This window comes from Pseudomonas oryzae, from assembly GCF_900104805.1.
In the GTDB taxonomy this organism is placed as follows: domain Bacteria; phylum Pseudomonadota; class Gammaproteobacteria; order Pseudomonadales; family Pseudomonadaceae; genus Geopseudomonas; species Geopseudomonas oryzae.
On record NZ_LT629751.1, the window covers coordinates 2,083,331 to 2,099,248 of the forward strand.

At 66.4% G+C, this 15,918-nt stretch carries 16 protein-coding genes; 2 read left to right on the forward strand and 14 right to left on the reverse strand.

The window, feature by feature from the left end; translation table 11 throughout:
• Positions 1-9 precede the first annotated feature (9 nt).
• The 11 genes from BLT78_RS09235 to BLT78_RS09285 form a co-directional block, all read right to left on the reverse strand.
• Positions 10-996 carry a DNA polymerase III subunit delta' gene (locus BLT78_RS09235; RefSeq protein WP_090348695.1) on the reverse strand — a complete coding sequence of 329 codons (987 nt, stop codon included), beginning with the start codon at positions 994-996 and terminating at the stop codon, positions 10-12.
• Positions 989-1,621, reverse strand: coding sequence for a dTMP kinase (gene tmk / locus BLT78_RS09240; protein ID WP_090348696.1), 633 nt, complete (start codon positions 1,619-1,621; stop codon positions 989-991). The genes BLT78_RS09235 and tmk overlap by 8 nt, the downstream gene beginning before the upstream one ends.
• Positions 1,618-2,634: an endolytic transglycosylase MltG gene (mltG, locus tag BLT78_RS09245; RefSeq protein WP_090352233.1), complete on the reverse strand. Its 1,017-nt coding sequence runs from the start codon at positions 2,632-2,634 to the stop codon at positions 1,618-1,620. The genes tmk and mltG overlap by 4 nt, the downstream gene beginning before the upstream one ends.
• Before the next feature lie 42 nt (positions 2,635-2,676).
• A complete protein-coding gene (gene pabC, locus BLT78_RS09250) occupies positions 2,677-3,492 on the reverse strand; it encodes an aminodeoxychorismate lyase (protein WP_090348697.1) in 816 nt (271 codons plus the stop codon).
• Positions 3,492-4,736: a beta-ketoacyl-ACP synthase II gene (gene fabF / locus BLT78_RS09255; protein ID WP_090348698.1), complete on the reverse strand. Its 1,245-nt coding sequence runs from the start codon at positions 4,734-4,736 to the stop codon at positions 3,492-3,494. The genes pabC and fabF overlap by 1 nt, the downstream gene beginning before the upstream one ends.
• A 132-nt stretch (positions 4,737-4,868) precedes the next feature.
• Entirely contained in the window at positions 4,869-5,108 is a 240-nt protein-coding gene (gene acpP / locus BLT78_RS09260; protein WP_090348699.1) for an acyl carrier protein, read from the reverse strand.
• 203 nt (positions 5,109-5,311) lie between these two features.
• On the reverse strand, positions 5,312-6,052 hold the full coding sequence (fabG, locus tag BLT78_RS09265; protein ID WP_090348700.1) for a 3-oxoacyl-ACP reductase FabG: 741 nt from the start codon (positions 6,050-6,052) through the stop codon (positions 5,312-5,314).
• Between the two features lie 18 nt (positions 6,053-6,070).
• Positions 6,071-7,009 (reverse strand): ACP S-malonyltransferase, encoded by a 939-nt coding sequence (gene fabD / locus BLT78_RS09270; RefSeq protein WP_090348701.1) that lies wholly within the window; start codon positions 7,007-7,009, stop codon positions 6,071-6,073.
• A gap of 104 nt (positions 7,010-7,113) precedes the next feature.
• Complete coding sequence (gene plsX / locus BLT78_RS09275) at positions 7,114-8,124, reverse strand: phosphate acyltransferase PlsX (RefSeq protein ID WP_090348702.1); 1,011 nt, start codon at positions 8,122-8,124, stop codon at positions 7,114-7,116.
• Between the two features lie 3 nt (positions 8,125-8,127).
• Complete coding sequence (gene rpmF / locus BLT78_RS09280) at positions 8,128-8,310, reverse strand: 50S ribosomal protein L32 (protein WP_037043129.1); 183 nt, start codon at positions 8,308-8,310, stop codon at positions 8,128-8,130.
• A gap of 12 nt (positions 8,311-8,322) precedes the next feature.
• Positions 8,323-8,853 carry a YceD family protein gene (locus tag BLT78_RS09285; protein WP_090348703.1) on the reverse strand — a complete coding sequence of 177 codons (531 nt, stop codon included), beginning with the start codon at positions 8,851-8,853 and terminating at the stop codon, positions 8,323-8,325.
• 106 nt (positions 8,854-8,959) lie between these two features.
• On the opposite strand from BLT78_RS09285, the gene BLT78_RS09290 reads away from it, so the two are divergent.
• Positions 8,960-9,538 carry a Maf family protein gene (locus BLT78_RS09290; RefSeq protein WP_090348704.1) on the forward strand — a complete coding sequence of 193 codons (579 nt, stop codon included), beginning with the start codon at positions 8,960-8,962 and terminating at the stop codon, positions 9,536-9,538.
• 4 nt (positions 9,539-9,542) lie between these two features.
• Here the strand turns inward: BLT78_RS09290 and BLT78_RS09295 are convergent, their stop codons facing one another.
• Genes BLT78_RS09295 through rluC form a run of 3 tightly spaced genes read right to left on the reverse strand, consistent with a single transcriptional unit; the run spans position 9,543 to position 12,148 of the window.
• Positions 9,543-10,517 (reverse strand): S49 family peptidase, encoded by a 975-nt coding sequence (locus tag BLT78_RS09295; protein ID WP_090348705.1) that lies wholly within the window; start codon positions 10,515-10,517, stop codon positions 9,543-9,545.
• Positions 10,518-10,542: 25 nt separating this feature from the next.
• The gene (locus tag BLT78_RS09300; protein ID WP_090348706.1) at positions 10,543-11,202 is read right to left on the reverse strand and encodes an HAD-IA family hydrolase; all 660 of its coding nucleotides are present in this window, start codon (positions 11,200-11,202) and stop codon (positions 10,543-10,545) included.
• Positions 11,195-12,148, reverse strand: a complete 954-nt coding sequence (gene rluC / locus BLT78_RS09305) for a 23S rRNA pseudouridine(955/2504/2580) synthase RluC (protein WP_090348707.1) — start codon at positions 12,146-12,148, stop codon at positions 11,195-11,197. Before rluC ends, BLT78_RS09300 begins: the two co-directional genes overlap by 8 nt.
• Positions 12,149-12,693: 545 nt before the next feature.
• Between rluC and rne the strand changes: the two genes are divergently transcribed.
• Positions 12,694-15,840, forward strand: a complete 3,147-nt coding sequence (gene rne / locus BLT78_RS09310) for a ribonuclease E (RefSeq protein ID WP_197673157.1) — start codon at positions 12,694-12,696, stop codon at positions 15,838-15,840.
• Positions 15,841-15,918 lie beyond the last annotated feature (78 nt).

The window sequence follows — 15,918 nt, forward strand, 5'->3', positions numbered from 1 at the left end:
TCATCGATTCTAGCCTGCCAGCGGCAGGCTTGCCCATCGTACCAGCAGGGCTTCGAGAAGCAGTGCGCGATTGAGATTGGCCTTGCTCAGCACTTTCTGCCGCTCGGCGAGCAGCCAGTCCTGCAGCGCCAGCAACTGTGGCAGCGGCGTGCGCTCGGCCAGGTAGCGCATCACCCGACTCATCTGCGCCGGCCCCAGGTGCGCCTCATCGCCACTCATCTGGAAGCGCAGCACCAGCAGCAGCCACTCGCAGAACCAGTCGAGGAGCAGCGGCAGCGGAATGTTCTTCCAGGCCTCGGCCAGCTCGCTGGGCCCGGCCTGCTGCTTGAGCAGCTTCTTGACGCCCTCCTCGACCAGGCTGCGCTGTTCCAGTACACCGCCCTCATGCAGGGCCAGGGCCCGCAGCGGCGAGCCGGCCGCCAGTTCGAGCAGGCGCCGGTGCAACTCGGCATCCAGGCCGGGCAGACGCGCAGCCAGCCAGGCGAGCGCCGTGGCGGGGTCGGGTTGCGGGCAGGCCTGCTGCAGGCAGCGGCTCTTGATGGTCGGCAACAGGCGACTGGGCTGGTGGCTGACCAGCAGCATCACGGTGTCGCCCGAGGGCTCTTCCAGGCTCTTCAGCAGGGCATTGGCGGCATTGAGGTTCATCGCCTCGGCCGGCTCCAGGAGGACCAGCTTGCGCCCGCCGAGCTGGGCGGTCTGCGCCACAAAATCCACCAGTTCGCGCACCTGATCGACGCGGATCGGCTTGTCGGCCTCCTCCGGCTGCAGGTCGAAATAGTCCGGATGACTGCCGGCACGCAGCAGCAGGCAGGACTTGCACTGCCCGCAGGCCCCGCCACCGTCCGGCCGGCCGCACAGCAGCAGCGCCACCAGACGTTCGGCCAGGGTGCGCTTGCCGATGCCCGCCGGGCCGTGCAGCAGATAGGCATGGGCATGCCGCTCGCGGCGACTGAGGCGCTGCCACAGATCTTCCTGCCAGGGGAAGATCTCAGCCACGGGCACGCTCCAGCAGCTCGGGCAACAGACCGTCGATCTGCGTCTGGACGGCCGCCAGCGGCTGCGCGGCATCCAGCACACGGTAACGCGCCGGCGCCTGGCGGGCACGCTCGAGATAGGTCTGCCGCACCGCCTCGAAGAAGGAGCGGGCCTCCTGCTCGAAGCGATCCAGGCGGCCGCGGGCCTGAGCGCGGGCCAGACCGACCTCCACCGGCAGGTCGAACACCAGGGTCAGGTCGGGCCGCAGCCCGCCCTGGACGAACTCCTCGAGCAGGGCAATGCGTTCGAGCGGCAGCCCGCGGCCGCCGCCCTGATAGGCGTAGGTGGCATCGGTGAAGCGGTCGCAGAGCACCACCTTGCCGGCCTCGAGCGCCGGGCGAATGACCTGGGCCAGATGCTGGGCACGCGCGGCGAATACCAGCAGCAGCTCGGTATCGGCGGACATCGGTTCATCGCTGGGCGCCAGCAGAAGCTCGCGGATCCGCTCGGCCAACGGCGTGCCGCCCGGCTCGCGGGTGAGCAGCACCTGGCAGCCGGCGCTGCGCAGGCATTCGGCCAGGTATTCGCGGTTGGTGCTCTTGCCGGCGCCTTCCGGGCCTTCGAGGGTGATGAACAGACCACTCACTGGGCATTTCCTTGTGATGCGGCAGCCGGGCTGGAACGGTAGTCCTCGCGGCGCTTGAGCTGGTATTCGCGCACGGCGCGGTTGTGTTCGTCGAGACTGCGGGTGAACACGTGCGAGCCATCGCCACGCGCCACGAAGTAGAGGCTGTCGCCGCCGGCCGGATGCAGGGCGGCGCGGATCGCCTCGCGACCGACCATGGCGATCGGCGTCGGCGGCAGGCCGGCGTTGACGTAGGTGTTGTACGGCGTCGGCTCGCGCAGGTGGGCACGCGTCAGGTTACCGTCATAGCGCTCGCCGAGGCCGTAGATCACCGTCGGGTCGGTCTGCAGCAGCATGCCGAGACGCAGACGGCGGACGAACACCCCGGCGATCTGCTCGCGCTCGCTGGCCACGCCGGTCTCCTTCTCCACCAGGGAGGCCATGACCAGAGCCTGATAGGCATCCCGGTACGGGAGGTCGGCGGCGCGCTGCTGCCATTCGCTGTCCAGTACCTCGGTCAGACGCTGGTGGGCCTGACGCAGCAGGTCGATATCGCGCATGCCGCGCACGTAGCGATAGGTGTCGGGGAAGAAGCGCCCTTCCGGGTGCTGACCGGCCAGACCGAGACGCTGCATCACCGCCGCGTCATCCAGACCGGCGAGGGTCTGCTCCAGGCGCTCCTGAGCGGACAACGCGGCACGCAGCTGGCGGAAGGTCCACCCCTCCACCAGAGTCAGGTTGTACTGCACCACCTCGCCGCTGCGCCACTGACGAAGCAGATCGAGCGCGGTCTGCCCCGGGGTCAGGCGGTATTCGCCGCTGTGCAGGCCCTTGCCGTGGTAATTGAAGCGCCAGTACAGACGCAGCCACAGCGCACCGTCGAGGACGCCATCGTCCTCCAGACGGGTCAGCAGGCCACTGGGCGTCGCCCCCGAAGGCACTTCGAGCAGACGCTCCTCGGCCAGTTCAAGGGGCTGGTTGAGGGCGACGTGCTGTTGCCAGCCGATGATGGCCAGCAACAGGCCGGCCAACATCAGCCCGCCTTCGAGGAAATACAGCAACAGGCGCTTCACGAATCAGACATCCACCAGGTCGGTGAGCATTAGCTGGAGTTTACGGGTCAGCCCGCCGACCGGCCAGACATGGGTCTCAAAGGCCACCACCGGCCAGATGCCATACTGGCTGTTGCAGAGAAATACCTCGTCCGCCGCCAGCAAGTCGGCATAATCGAGATCGACGACGCGGCAAGCGACTCCGGCAGCGACTGCCCGCTCGAGGATTTCCGCGCGCATCACCCCGGCCACCCCGCAGCGGGTCAGCGCAGGCGTCAGCAACTCGCCGTCCCTGACCAGGAACAGGTTGCTGAACACACCCTCGATCGGCCGCCCATTGTGGTCGCGCATCAGGCCCTCGGCACAGGCCGGATCCTGCCACTCGCTGCGGGCGAGCACCTGCTCCAGACGATTGAGATGCTTGAGCCCGGCCAACAGCGGTTGTTCCGCCAGGCGGGTCGCGCAGGGGAACAGACGAATGCCGTCGAGGCGATGCCGCGGCGGATAGGCAGGCACCGGGCCGCCACTGAGGATGCGCCGGCAACGGGCGTCGACTGGCGGTGCGTAACCGCGCTGACCATCGCCGCGGGTGACGATCAGCTTGGCCACCCCCTGACGGAGTTCGCCGGCGAACGCGAGCAACTCGCTGCGCACCAGGGCGAGATCGAGAGGCAGAACCAGACGGCGAGCACCCTCGGCCAGCCGCTGCATGTGCCGCTCGAGCAGGGCGATCCGGCCTTGGCGCACGGCGATGGTCTCGAACAGACCATCGCCGTAGGCCAATCCACGGTCGGAGACCGGCAGCGTGTCTGCCGGACGACCGTCGATCCACACCGGCATCAGTCGACCAGTCGGCGGAACACCAGGGTACCGTTGGTGCCACCGAAGCCGAAGGAGTTGGACACCGCCACGTCGATCGGCATGGCCTGCGCCTCGTGGGCGACGAAGTTGAGGTCGCAGCCCTCATCCGGATCGTCGAGGTTGATGGTCGGCGGCGCAACCTGATCGCGCAGGGCGAGAATGCTGAAGATCGCCTCCACCGCACCGGCGGCGCCCAGCAGGTGGCCGGTCATCGACTTGGTGGAGCTGACCGCCAGACGGTAGGCGTGCTCGCCGAACACACGCTTGACCGCCGCGGCCTCGGCCAGGTCGCCAGCCGGGGTCGAGGTGCCGTGAGCGTTGATGTACTGCACCTGCTCCGGATTGAGACCGGCATCGCGCAGCGCATTCTGCATGCAGCGCGCGGCGCCATCGCCGTTCTCCGGCGGTGCGGTCATGTGGTAGGCGTCGCCGCTCATGCCGAAGCCGACCAGCTCGGCATAGATGCGCGCGCCGCGAGCCTTGGCATGCTCGAGTTCTTCCAGCACCAGGGCGCCGGCGCCGTCGGCCAGCACGAAGCCGTCGCGACCGCGATCCCACGGACGGCTGGCGCGCGTCGGCTCGTCGTTGCGGGTGGACAGCGCGCGGGCCGCGCCGAAGCCACCGAGCCCCAGGCCGCAGGTGGCCATCTCGGCGCCGCCGGCGATCATCACGTCGGCCTCGCCGTAGGCGATGTTGCGCGCGGCCATACCGATGCTGTGGGTGCCGGTGGTGCAGGCGGTGGTGATGGCGTAGTTGGGACCCTGCGCGCCCAGATGGATCGACAGGAACCCGGAAATCATGTTGATGATCGAGCTCGGCACGAAGAACGGCGAGATGCGCCGCGGCCCCTGCTCGTGCAGCGACTTGGCGTTGTTCTCGATGTTGGTCAGGCCGCCGATGCCCGACCCCATGGCGACGCCGACACGCTCGCGGTTGGCATCGGTGACCTCCAGGCCGGCATCGCGCACCGCCTGCAGACTGGCAGCCATGCCGTACTGGATGAAGAGGTCCATCTTGCGAGCTTCCTTGGCCGGCAGGTAGTCCTCGACGTTGAAGCCCTTGACCGATCCACCGAAGCGGGTAGCGAAAGCCGAGACATCCATATGCCCGATCGGACCGATGCCACTCTGTCCGGCCAGCACACCCTGCCAACTGCTGGCCACATCCGGGCCGAGGGGTGACAGCATGCCAAGACCGGTGACCACGACGCGTCTACGCGACACAGCGCTCTCCTCTTGTTGATCCACTACAGCAGCGAAGCGTAGCCAACTGACTGCTACGTCTTCCTTTCACACAAAGAAAAACCGCACGTCTTTGCGGACGTGCGGCTTCTTCCGGCCGGAACCGACGATTACTTACTGCTGACCGTGAGCATTGATGTAATCGATGGCTTCCTGAACGGTGGTGATCTTCTCGGCCTGCTCGTCCGGAATTTCGGTCTCGAATTCTTCTTCGAGAGCCATGACCAGCTCAACGGTGTCCAGGGAGTCGGCGCCCAGGTCTTCAACGAAGGAAGCGCTGTTGGTCACTTCTTCTTCTTTGACGCCAAGCTGCTCGGCAACGATCTTCTTGACGCGTTCTTCGATGGTGCTCATATCTAATTCTCACTCCTATGGAGAGTTCCATGTAGCTGGTGGCCGGTAGTGTATAGAAAGGGTTTTCGGTTTTTCAAGCAAAACCCTTGCCGCGCTACCGGCCTACGCCATTTTTCTGTTCAAAAAACAGGTGCTAAAACAACCACATACGCCTGCAAAATGGAAGCGGCGAACATCCGAAAGATGCGCCGCCACGCCACTCTTTACATGTACATGCCGCCATTGACCGGGATGGTCGCACCGGTCACGTAGGCTCCGCCCTCACCGGCGAGGAAACCAACCACGCTGGCGATCTCCTCGGCCTGCCCCAGACGACCCAGCGGGATCTGGGTCAGCAGGTTCTGGCGATGCGCTTCCGGCAGCTCGCGGGTCATGTCGGTGTCGATGAAGCCCGGCGCCACGGCGTTGACGGTGATGTTGCGCGAGCCGACTTCACGAGCCAGGGCGCGGCTGAAGCCTTCGACGCCGGCCTTGGCCGCAGCGTAGTTGGCCTGACCGGCATTGCCCATCGAGCCGACCACCGAGCTGATGTTGATGATCCGACCCCAGCGCGCCTTGGTCATGCCCTTGAGCACGGCCTTGGACAGGCGATAGATGCTGGTCAGGTTGGTATTGATGACGTCATGCCACTCCTCGTCCTTCATCCGCAGCATCAGGTTGTCGCGGGTGATGCCGGCGTTGTTGACCAGGATGGTCGGCTGGCCGAGGTGCTGCTGGATGTGCTCCAGGGTCTGGGCCACCGACTCGTCGCTGGCGACGTCGAGGACCAGTCCGGCACCTTCGATGCCGGCCGCCTTCAGGTATTCGGCGATGCGCTCGGCGCCGGCCGCACTGGTGGCGGTGCCGATGACGATGGCGCCCTGACGGCCCAGTTCCAGGGCGATGGCCTGGCCGATACCACGGGTGGCGCCGGTGACCAGAGCCACCTTACCTTGCAGACTCATGGGTGATTCTCCTGATGATCAGGCCAGGGCCGCGCGGGCGGCGGCGAAGGCCTCGGGGGTATCCAGATTGTGGGTGTTGACGCCCTTGGCGCAGCGCTTGTTGAGACCGGACAGCACCTTGCCGGGACCGCACTCGACCAGCTCGGTCACACCCTGCTCGGCCAGGGTCACGATGCTTTCGACCCAGCGCACCGGACTGTACAGCTGCTCGAGCAGGTCGCGCTTGAGCACCGCCAGGTCGGCGGGCACCTGGGCACTGGTGTTCTGCACGATGGCGATCTGCGGAGTCTGCCAATCGATGGCCTCCACCGCCGCGGCGAATTTCTCAGCCGCCGGACGCATCAGCGCACAGTGCGACGGCACGCTGACCGGCAACGCCATGGCACGCTTGGCGCCCTTGGCCTTGCACGCCTCGATGGCGCGCTCGACTGCCGCTGCGGCGCCGGCGATCACCACCTGCCCCGGCGCGTTGAAGTTGACCGCACTGACCACCTCGCCCTGCGCCGCCTCGGCACAGGCGGCACGCACGGTGTCGTCGTCCAGACCGAGGATGGCCGCCATGCCACCCTGCCCGGCCGGCACCGCCTGCTGCATCAGTTGACCGCGCAGCTCGACCAGCTTGACTGCATCAGCAAAGGGCAGGCAGCCCGCAGCCACCAGAGCGGAGTACTCGCCCAGACTGTGACCGGCGACGAAGGCCGGCTGCGTGCCACCCTCGGCCTGCCACAGGCGCCACAGGGCGATCGAGGCAGTGAGGATGGCCGGCTGGGTCTTGTCGGTCTGATTGAGCTGCTCGGCTGGGCCTTCCTGGGTCAGCGCCCAGAGGTCATAGCCCAGAGCGGCGGAGGCTGCGGCGAAGGTCTCGCCGATCACGGCGTGCTGCGTCCCCAGCTCGGCGAGCATGCCGACAGCCTGGGAGCCCTGACCGGGGAAAACGAAAGCGAGGGAAGAAGACATGGAGCAAGTCCCTTGTGTACTTGTTCGTCAGGAGGCCGCAGCGCATTCGGCGCCGCAGCGGATTGACTGTTGGATGACAGGCGCCCTGCACGGGTCACACCCAGTCACCGGAGCAGCTGACCGAGGCGCCCATGCAGGCGCTGAGGCAGATTCTCGCCGACTTCGGCCAGTGCCCGCCCGATGGCCGCCCGAAAACCTTCGGGGCCAGCGCCGCCGTGGCTTTTTACCACAATCCCCTGCAACCCGATAAAACTCGCGCCATTGTGCCGCGCCGGCCGCAGCTCGCCACTCAGGCGCCTCAGCAGGGGCAGCGCAAGCAGGCCGACCAGGCGCGCCCGCACACCGGAGCGGAACAGCGCCTCCAGGCGCGCCGCGATCATCGACGCCAGCCCTTCGCTGGCCTTGAGCACGACATTGCCGACGAAGCCGTCGCAGACCACGACATCCGCCTCGCCGCGATAGAGGCCATCGCCCTCGACGAAGCCGATGTAGTTGAGCGCCTCCGCCTGCTGCAGCAGACTGGCCGCCAGACGCACCTGCTGGTTGCCCTTGATGTCTTCGGTACCGACATTCAGCAGCGCCACCCGCGGCCTGGGCACCCCCTGGGCTTCGGCGACCACCGCCCCCATCACGGCGAACTGGTAGAGATGCTCGGCCGTGCAATCGACATTGGCGCCGAGGTCAAGCAGGTGGCAGCGCCCGCGCGCGGTCGGCACAGCACTGATCATCGCCGGCCGGTCGATGCCCGGCAGGGTCTTCAGCACATAACGGGAGAGCGCCATCAGGGCACCGGTATTGCCGGCGCTGACGCAGGCCTGGGCCGCGCCGGAGCGCACCAGCTCGAGCGCCTGACGCATGGAGGAATCGACCTTGCAGCGCAGGGCCTGCGCTGGACGTTCGTCCATCGCGATCACTTCGCTGGCGGGGTGCACAAGCAAACGGGAACGATCGGCAGCGGGATGCTCTGCGATCAATTGCTCGATGATCTGAGCCTGGCCGACGAGAATCAGCCGCAGGGAGGGGAATTCAGCCAGACTGTCAATGCAGGCTGGAACAATGCAGCGGGGACCGAAGTCCCCACCCATTGCGTCGATCGCGATGATCGGAGCGGACAAGGATTACTCGTCAGCGCCCTTGTCGACCACCTTGCGACCACGGTAGAAGCCATCCGGGCTCACGTGGTGGCGCAGGTGGACTTCACCGGTGCTCTTCTCGACGGACAGTGCGTTGGCCTCGAGCGCATCGTGGGAACGACGCATGTCGCGAGCGGAACGAGACTTTTTGTTCTGTTGAACAGCCATTCTGATTAACTCCTAAACGTTTGGGTCACGTTTCAACTGCGCCAGTACATCGAACGGGTTGGACCGCGAAACCTCGTTGACGCTCGGTTCTGGTGCTGCTGCAAAGCCGCCCGGAGGCTGGCATGCATCGGGTTCGTGGGCCGGTACAATGGGAAGCGCAAGCAGCAACTCGTCTTCGACCAGTTCGATCAGGTCGAGCGGCTCCTCACCCACTTCCAGCGCGTCGTAGCTTTTCGGCAGGGAATCCGCCGAGGCGCCTTCCCGTAGCACGGCATAGACGAACCTGCTGTGCACCGGAAGGGTCGCCGGCTCCAGACAACGCTGGCACACCATCTGCACCTCGACCTCGAGTTCGCCGCGCATGACGATCACCCCCTGCTCGTCACGACCGAACTCGAGACGAGCATGGACGGTGCCGGCATCGCTGACCAACTGCTCGCACAGCCGCGAAAACTGGGCCATGGGCCACTCACCCTCGAGGGTGGCGCCACGATCGGCCAGTTTTCGCGGATCGACGTGAGGTGGAATCGGCCCTTTCAACATAAGCGCGCCATTCTAGGGATACCCCTTTTAACTGTCAAAGAAAATTCCGCGCGTGCAGAGGCCACGGGCGGCGCCTAGAATCGCTGGAATATCAAGGAGATCCCTTATGCTTCCCCTGCTTCTCGCCTCCAGCTCAGCCTATCGCCGCGCCCTGCTCGAACGCCTGCAACTGCCCTTTGCCTGCCAGTCGCCGGACGTCGATGAAACCGCGCTACCCGGGGAGAGCGCCGAACGCCTGGTCTGCCGCCTGGCCGAAGCCAAGGCCCGCATCCTCGCCGCACACCACCCCAACCATCTGATCATCGGCTCCGACCAGGTCGCCGCACTCGGCCCGCACATCCTCGGCAAACCGCACACCTTCGAGCGCGCCCGCGAGCAACTGCGCGCCGCCAGCGGCAACAGCGTGACCTTCCATACCGGCCTGTGCCTGCACAACTCGCAAAGCGGTCACACACAAACCGCCTGCGTGCCGTTCACCGTGCACTTCCGCCCGCTCGACGATGCGCGCATCGAACGCTACCTGCACCGCGAACAACCCTACGACTGCGCCGGCAGCTTCAAGTCGGAAGGCCTCGGCATCAGCCTGTTCCGCAGCACCTCCGGCGAGGACGCCACCAGCCTGATCGGCCTGCCCCTGATCCGCCTTGTGGACATGCTGCTCGCCGAGGGCGTGCAGATCCCCTGAATCCTCAGCGCAAGGCCGGGCCGCGCAAGCCCATCCACAGCGACAGCTGCTCGGCCACGCCGACACCGAACTTCTTGGCGAAGCGATCGATCGGCGATTCCCTCTCGGTGAAATCGACCAGATTCTCCTCACCAACCACCTCGCGCGCCACATGACTGGTGCTACCCAGACCATCGATCAAGCCGAGTTCGAGCGCCTGCTCGCCCGACCAGACCAGCCCGGAAAACAGCTCCGGATGCTCCTTGTCCTTCAGGCGGTCGCCACGACCCTGCTTGACGCTGGCGATGAACTGCTTGTGGGTGGTCTCCAGCACCGTACCCCAGAAGCGCGTTTCATCCTCCTTCTGCGGCATGAACGGATCCAGGAAGGTCTTGTGCTCGCCGGCGGTATACACGCGCCGCTCCACACCCACCTTGCCCATCACGTCGACGAAGCCGAAGCCCGAAGCGGTCACACCGATCGAACCAACCAGACTGGCCTTGTCGGCGTAGATGGCATCAGCCGCACTGGCGATGTAGTAGGCACCGGAGGCACCGAGATCGGTGATCACGGCGTACAGCTTGATCTCCGGATACTTGCTGCGCAGGCGGCGGATCTCGTCATAGATGTAGCCGGACTGCACCGGACTGCCGCCCGGACTGTTGATGCGCAGCACCACCGCACGCGTGTTCTTGTCCTCGAACGCCGAGCGCAGGCTGCCGATGATACTGTCGGCACTGGCACGCTCCTCGTCGGCGATCACGCCGCGCACCTCGATCACTGCGGTGTGCGGCTTCAGGGCCGCCGCCTTGTCCAGCTTGGCCCAGGGAGAAAACAGGAACAGCGCGACGAAGACATAGAGAAAGGCCAGACTCTTGAAGAAGATCCCCCAGCGCCGCGCACGACGCTGCTCGACCACACCGGCGAGCACCGCCTTCTCCAGCAGCTTCCAGGTCTTCTCATCCGAAGGCGCGGCAGCCTTCCACTCATCCTGTTGCATGTCGCCTCACTCCTCTCCCAACCGATTACGCACCACCATCCAGCCAGCGGACAAGCCCATCAAAACTGTCGATGGCCAGATGCGGACGATACTCCCGCAGCACCGCCAGTGGCTGCGCACCATATCCCACCGCCACCGCGGTCATGCCGGCATTGTGCGCCATCTGCAGATCGAAGGGCGAATCCCCCACCATCAGCGCGCGCTGCGCCGCCACCCCACAATGCTCGAGGATCTCGCGCAGCATGCGCGGATCGGGCTTGCTGGCGGTTTCATCGGCGCAGCGGGTGATATCGAAGAAATCCTGCCAGCCATGCCCGGCCAGCACGCGCTCCAGGCCGCGCCGACTCTTGCCAGTAGCCACCGCCAGGCGGTAGCCCTGCGCACGAAACGCCAGCAGCGACTCGCGCACGCCGTCGAACAGCGGCGACGGCGTACGCTCCAGCAGCAGATAATGATCACTGTAGACCCGCCGAAAGGTGGCGACCCGCGCTTCGTCCTCGAGATCGGGATAGAGACTGCGGATCGCCTCCGGCAAGCCAAGACCGATGATCCCGCGAATGGTGATCTCGTCCAGCTGCGGCAGCACGCACTCGTCGGCAGCCACACGCATCGACTCGACGATGCGCGCGATCGAGTCGACCAGAGTGCCATCCCAATCGAATACCAGCAGCCCGTAATCAGGCATCGAGGCGTTCCAGAGTCTGCGCCCACACTTCGTCCACCGGCGCCTCCAGCGCCAGCTGCTGGCCATCGGGCAGGGTCACGCGCAGCGCATGAGCATGCAGGAACAGACGCTTGCCGCCCAGCTCGCGGATCTCGCGAGTGAAATCGTCGTCGCCGTACTTGCTGTCGCCGGCGATCGGATGGCCGGCATGCTTGGCGTGCACACGGATCTGATGGGTACGCCCGGTGATCGGACTGGCCTCGACCAGGGTGGCGAACTCGCCGAAGCGGCGCACCACGCGAAACTCGGTCAGCGCGTCCTTGCCCTCGGCATTGACCTCGACCATCCGCTCGCCGGAGCGCAGGTTGTTCTTCAGCAGCGGCGCACTGACCTTCTTCTTCGAGGTCGGCCAGCTGCCGCGCACCAGCGCCAGGTAGCGCTTGTCGACCCCGTCGCCGCGCAGCGCCTCGTGCAGGTGACGCAGCATGCTGCGCTTCTTGGCGATCATCAGCAGACCCGAGGTATCGCGATCGAGGCGGTGCACCAGCTCGATATCCTTGGCCTCCGGGCGCAACTGACGAAACGCCTCGATGACGCCATAACTGAGGCCGCTGCCGCCATGCACGGCGATACCGGCCGGCTTGTTGAGCACGATCAGCGCCTTGTCCTCGTAGACGATGGCCGCCTCCAGACGCTGCAGCAGCCCCTGGGCCAGCGGCTCGGGCTCGTCGCGCTCGGCGACGCGCAACGGCGGCACGCGCACCACATCGCCGGCCTGCAGCTTGTATTCGGGCTTGATCCGCCCCTTGTTCACCCGCACCTCGCCCTTGCGCAGGATGCGGTAGATCAGGGTCTTGGGCACACCTTTCAACTGCGTCCGGAGGAAGTTGTCGATGCGTTGTCCGGCGAGTTCCGGCTGCACTTCGAGCAGCTGGACGCCAGTGGAGATTTGCGAGGGAGTTGTCATCCGCGAATCATAGCAATTTTTCCCAGAATTGAAGCACTTAATGATTGCTGCTATATTCCGGGCGCCGCCAAAAGCGGCTTTTACCGCATGCCAGAGCCGACAACCTGGCCGCGGACAGACGATCAATGGACGTCGAGCCGTCCGACGGGGCATGCGCCAGTGCAAGCGCATGCCTCGGAAAATCAAGCCTCGAGACATCACGTACGGATCGCCAGGCGCTCCGTGCAAATGCCAACCCGCTGCGGATTCTGCGCGCGGCACCCGATTCTCAGGAATACGTGCAGGGTGGAGATGCACAAACGACGGACTGCGTAGCACTCGACTTTCCAGACGCCCCGAGCGTCCGCAGCGTTGTTTGATTCCTCCTTCTGTTTGAGTGCTTCTGTAGCTGACAGTTTGCAGGAGACGCCAGTCGCGCCAGGCCCGAGGGCCTGCGCCGCTTGACAAGGGCAACGGCCAGACCGTTCCCGGCGCACCTGACACCGACCACGAGAGTCGTGTGTGCCAACCGTCGTTTCCGGCAGCCCGGAAACCATTGGTACTACATGAAAAGAATGCTGATCAACGCAACTCAGCCCGAAGAGTTGCGTGTTGCTCTGGTCGACGGCCAACGCCTGTTCGACCTCGACATCGAATCGGGTGCTCGCCAGCAGAAGAAGGCCAACATCTACAAGGGGCGCATCACCCGCGTCGAGCCCAGCCTCGAGGCCGCCTTCGTCGACTTCGGCGCCGAACGCCACGGCTTCCTGCCGCTCAAGGAAATCTCCCGCGAATACTTCACCAAGAGCCCCGAAGGCCGCGTCAACATCAAGGACGTGCTGCGCGAAGGCCAGGAAGTCATCGTCCAGGTCGAGAAGGAAGAGCGCGGCAACAAGGGCGCAGCCCTGACCACCTTCATCAGCCTGGCCGGCCGCTACCTGGTGCTGATGCCCAACAACCCGCGCGCCGGCGGCATCTCTCGCCGCATCGAGGGCGAGGAGCGCAACGAGCTGCGCGAAGCCCTCAACGGCCTCAACGCGCCGGCCGACATGGGCCTGATCGTGCGCACCGCCGGCCTCGGCCGCTCCAGCGAGGAGCTGCAGTGGGACCTGGACTACCTGATCCAGCTGTGGACCGCGATCAAGGAAGCTTCACAGGATCGCGCCGCACCCTTCCTGATCTACCAGGAAAGCAACGTCATCATCCGCGCCATCCGCGACTACCTGCGCCAGGACATCGGCGAGGTGCTGATCGACAGCATCGAGGCCCAGGAGGAAGCGCTAAGCTTCATCCAGCAGGTGATGCCGCAGTACGCCAGCAAGGTCAAGCTGTACCAGGACAGCGTGCCGCTGTTCAACCGCTTCCAGATCGAGAGCCAGATCGAGACCGCCTTCCAGCGTGAAGTGAAGCTGCCGTCCGGTGGCTCGATCGTCATCGACCCGACCGAGGCGCTGGTGTCCATCGACATCAACTCGGCGCGCGCCACCAAGGGCGGCGACATCGAGGAAACCGCCCTGCAGACCAACCTGGAAGCGGCCGAGGAAATCGCCCGCCAGCTGCGCCTGCGCGACATCGGCGGCCTGATCGTCATCGACTTCATCGACATGACCCCGGCGAAGAACCAGCGCGCCGTCGAGGACCGCGTCCGCGAGTGCCTGGAAGCCGACCGCGCCCGCGTCCAGGTCGGTCGCATCTCGCGCTTTGGCCTGCTGGAGATGTCCCGCCAGCGCCTGCGCCCGTCGCTGGGCGAAACCAGCGGCGTGGTCTGCCCGCGCTGCAATGGCCAGGGCATCATCCGCGATGTCGAGTCGCTGTCGCTGGCCATCCTGCGCCTGATCGAGGAAGAAGCCCTCAAGGACCGTACCGCCGAAGTGCGCGCCCAGGTACCGATCCCGGTGGCCGCCTTCCTGCTCAACGAGAAGCGCAACGCCATCACCAAGATCGAGCTGCGCACCCGTGCGCGCATCGTCATCCTGCCGAACGATCACCTCGAGACTCCGCACTTCGAAGTGCAGCGCCTGCGTGACGACAGCCCGGAAACCCTGGTCGGTCAGTCCAGCTACGAGATGACCCCGAGCGAAGTCGAGGAAGTCCAGCCGGTGGCAGCCACCCGCACCCTGGTGCGTCAGGAAGCCGCAGTGAAGACCGTGACCCACGAGCGTCCGGCTCCGCAGGTGGTAGAAGCTCCCGCCGCCCCGGCACCGATCGCCCACCCCACCCCCGAGCCGAGCCTGTTCAAGGGCCTGATCCGCTCCCTGGTGGGCCTGTTTGCCGGCAAGCAGGAAGCCAAACCTGCCACCGCCGAGCAGCCGGCCGCCAGCGAGCAGACCGAGCGCGGCGAGGAGCGCCGCAACGGTCGCCAGCAGAATCGCCGCCGCGAGGGCGAGCGCGCCGAACGCGGCGAGCGCAAGCCGCGCGAGGAGCGCAAGCCCCGCGAGGAACGCCAACCGCGCGAGGAGCGTCAGCCCCGCGAGGAGCGCAAACCGCGTGAAGAGCGTCAGCCCCGCGAGGAGCGCCAGCCGCGTGAAGAGCGTCAGCCCCGCGAGGAACGCCAGCCACGTGAAGAGCGTCAGCCCCGCGAGGAACGCCAGCCGCGTGAAGAGCGTCAGCCCCGCGAGGAACGCCAGCCGCGTGAAGAGCGTCAGCCCCGCGAGGAACGCCAGCCGCGTGAAGAGCGTCAGCCCCGCGAGGAACGCCAGCCGCGTGAAGAGCGTCAGCCCCGCGAGGAGCGCCAGCCGCGTGAAGAGCGTCAGCCCCGCGAGGAGCGCCAGCCGCAGGAAGAGCGCCCGGTCGCCGAGGCCGAGGAAAATCGCAGCGTAGAAGCCATCGAACCGGCTGAAGAGCGTCGCGAGGAACGCGCCGAGCGCAAGCCGCGCAGCGAGCGTCCGCCGCGCGAGCCCCGCACCGAGATTGCCGAGGAGCTGCCGGCAGCCGGCGAGGAAAGCGAAGGTAGCGACGAAGAAGAGCAACTGGAAGGCGCCGAGGGTGAACGCCCCCGCCGTCGTTCGCGCGGCCAACGCCGCCGCAGCAACCGCCGCGAGCGCCAGCGTGAAGCCGGCGTGGAGGAAACCTTTGCCGAGGAAGGCGCAAGCACCGAAGGCCAGACCGCGGAGCACGCGATCGTAGCCGCCGGCGCAGCAGCCGCCGCCGCCATTGCCGTCGAAGTGCAGGCCGAACAGCCCGCCGACGCAGCAGCTGCAGCCGAGGCAGGCGAAGCTGTTGCTGCAGCGGCCGTGGCCGAGCCCCAACCCGAACAGGGCGCCCTCCAGGCACCTGAAGCGGTTGAGGTCGCGGCTGTAGCCGAGAGCACCGGCGCAACCGAAGCACCGGCAACCGAGCCGACCGCACCGGCCGGCGCGCGCGCCGCCAACGACCCACGCGAGCGTCGCCGCCGCCAGGAAGCCGAGCGCCGCGCTCGTGAAGCAGCAGCCGCCGCGGCTGCCGCCGGCGAAATCACTGTCAGCGAGGAGCAGGCCAGCCCCGCCGCCAGCGAAGCGGTGGTCGCCGACGAGCCGCAGAACAGCGAGGCTCCGGCCGTCGAGGCTCAGCAAGCCGAGATCCCGAGCGAGAGCGGCGCCAGCAGCGAGGAAGCTCCCGCCGAGGCCATGACCCAGCCTGAAGCGACCACCAGCGAGGCCGAACAGGCAACCGGCGAAGCCATCAGCGAAGCCCAGCCGCGCCAGGCCGAGGAAGAGCGCAAGCCCCAGGCCTGACGGCCTGGGCTGCGCCCAGCAAAAAGGGGGAATGCCCATGGCATTCCCCCTTTTTGTTTGCCCGCGAACGGCCGCGCC

What these genes read in the sequence shown, in the direction of transcription:
- mltG (WP_090352233.1), bottom strand. Translation starts at nt 2,634, where the DNA reads ATGTTGGCCGGCCTGTTGCTGGCCATCATCGGCTGGCAACAGCACGTC.
- pabC (WP_090348697.1), bottom strand. Translation starts at nt 3,492, where the DNA reads ATGCCGGTGTGGATCGACGGTCGTCCGGCAGACACGCTGCCGGTCTCC.
- acpP (WP_090348699.1), bottom strand. Translation starts at nt 5,108, where the DNA reads ATGAGCACCATCGAAGAACGCGTCAAGAAGATCGTTGCCGAGCAGCTT.
- fabG (WP_090348700.1), bottom strand. Translation starts at nt 6,052, where the DNA reads ATGAGTCTGCAAGGTAAGGTGGCTCTGGTCACCGGCGCCACCCGTGGT.
- fabD (WP_090348701.1), bottom strand. Translation starts at nt 7,009, where the DNA reads ATGTCTTCTTCCCTCGCTTTCGTTTTCCCCGGTCAGGGCTCCCAGGCT.
- rpmF (WP_037043129.1), bottom strand. Translation starts at nt 8,310, where the DNA reads ATGGCTGTTCAACAGAACAAAAAGTCTCGTTCCGCTCGCGACATGCGT.
- BLT78_RS09285 (WP_090348703.1), bottom strand. Translation starts at nt 8,853, where the DNA reads ATGTTGAAAGGGCCGATTCCACCTCACGTCGATCCGCGAAAACTGGCC.
- BLT78_RS09290 (WP_090348704.1), top strand. Translation starts at nt 8,960, where the DNA reads ATGCTTCCCCTGCTTCTCGCCTCCAGCTCAGCCTATCGCCGCGCCCTG.
- BLT78_RS09295 (WP_090348705.1), bottom strand. Translation starts at nt 10,517, where the DNA reads ATGCAACAGGATGAGTGGAAGGCTGCCGCGCCTTCGGATGAGAAGACC.
- BLT78_RS09300 (WP_090348706.1), bottom strand. Translation starts at nt 11,202, where the DNA reads ATGCCTGATTACGGGCTGCTGGTATTCGATTGGGATGGCACTCTGGTC.
- rluC (WP_090348707.1), bottom strand. Translation starts at nt 12,148, where the DNA reads ATGACAACTCCCTCGCAAATCTCCACTGGCGTCCAGCTGCTCGAAGTG.
- rne (WP_197673157.1), top strand. Translation starts at nt 12,694, where the DNA reads ATGAAAAGAATGCTGATCAACGCAACTCAGCCCGAAGAGTTGCGTGTT.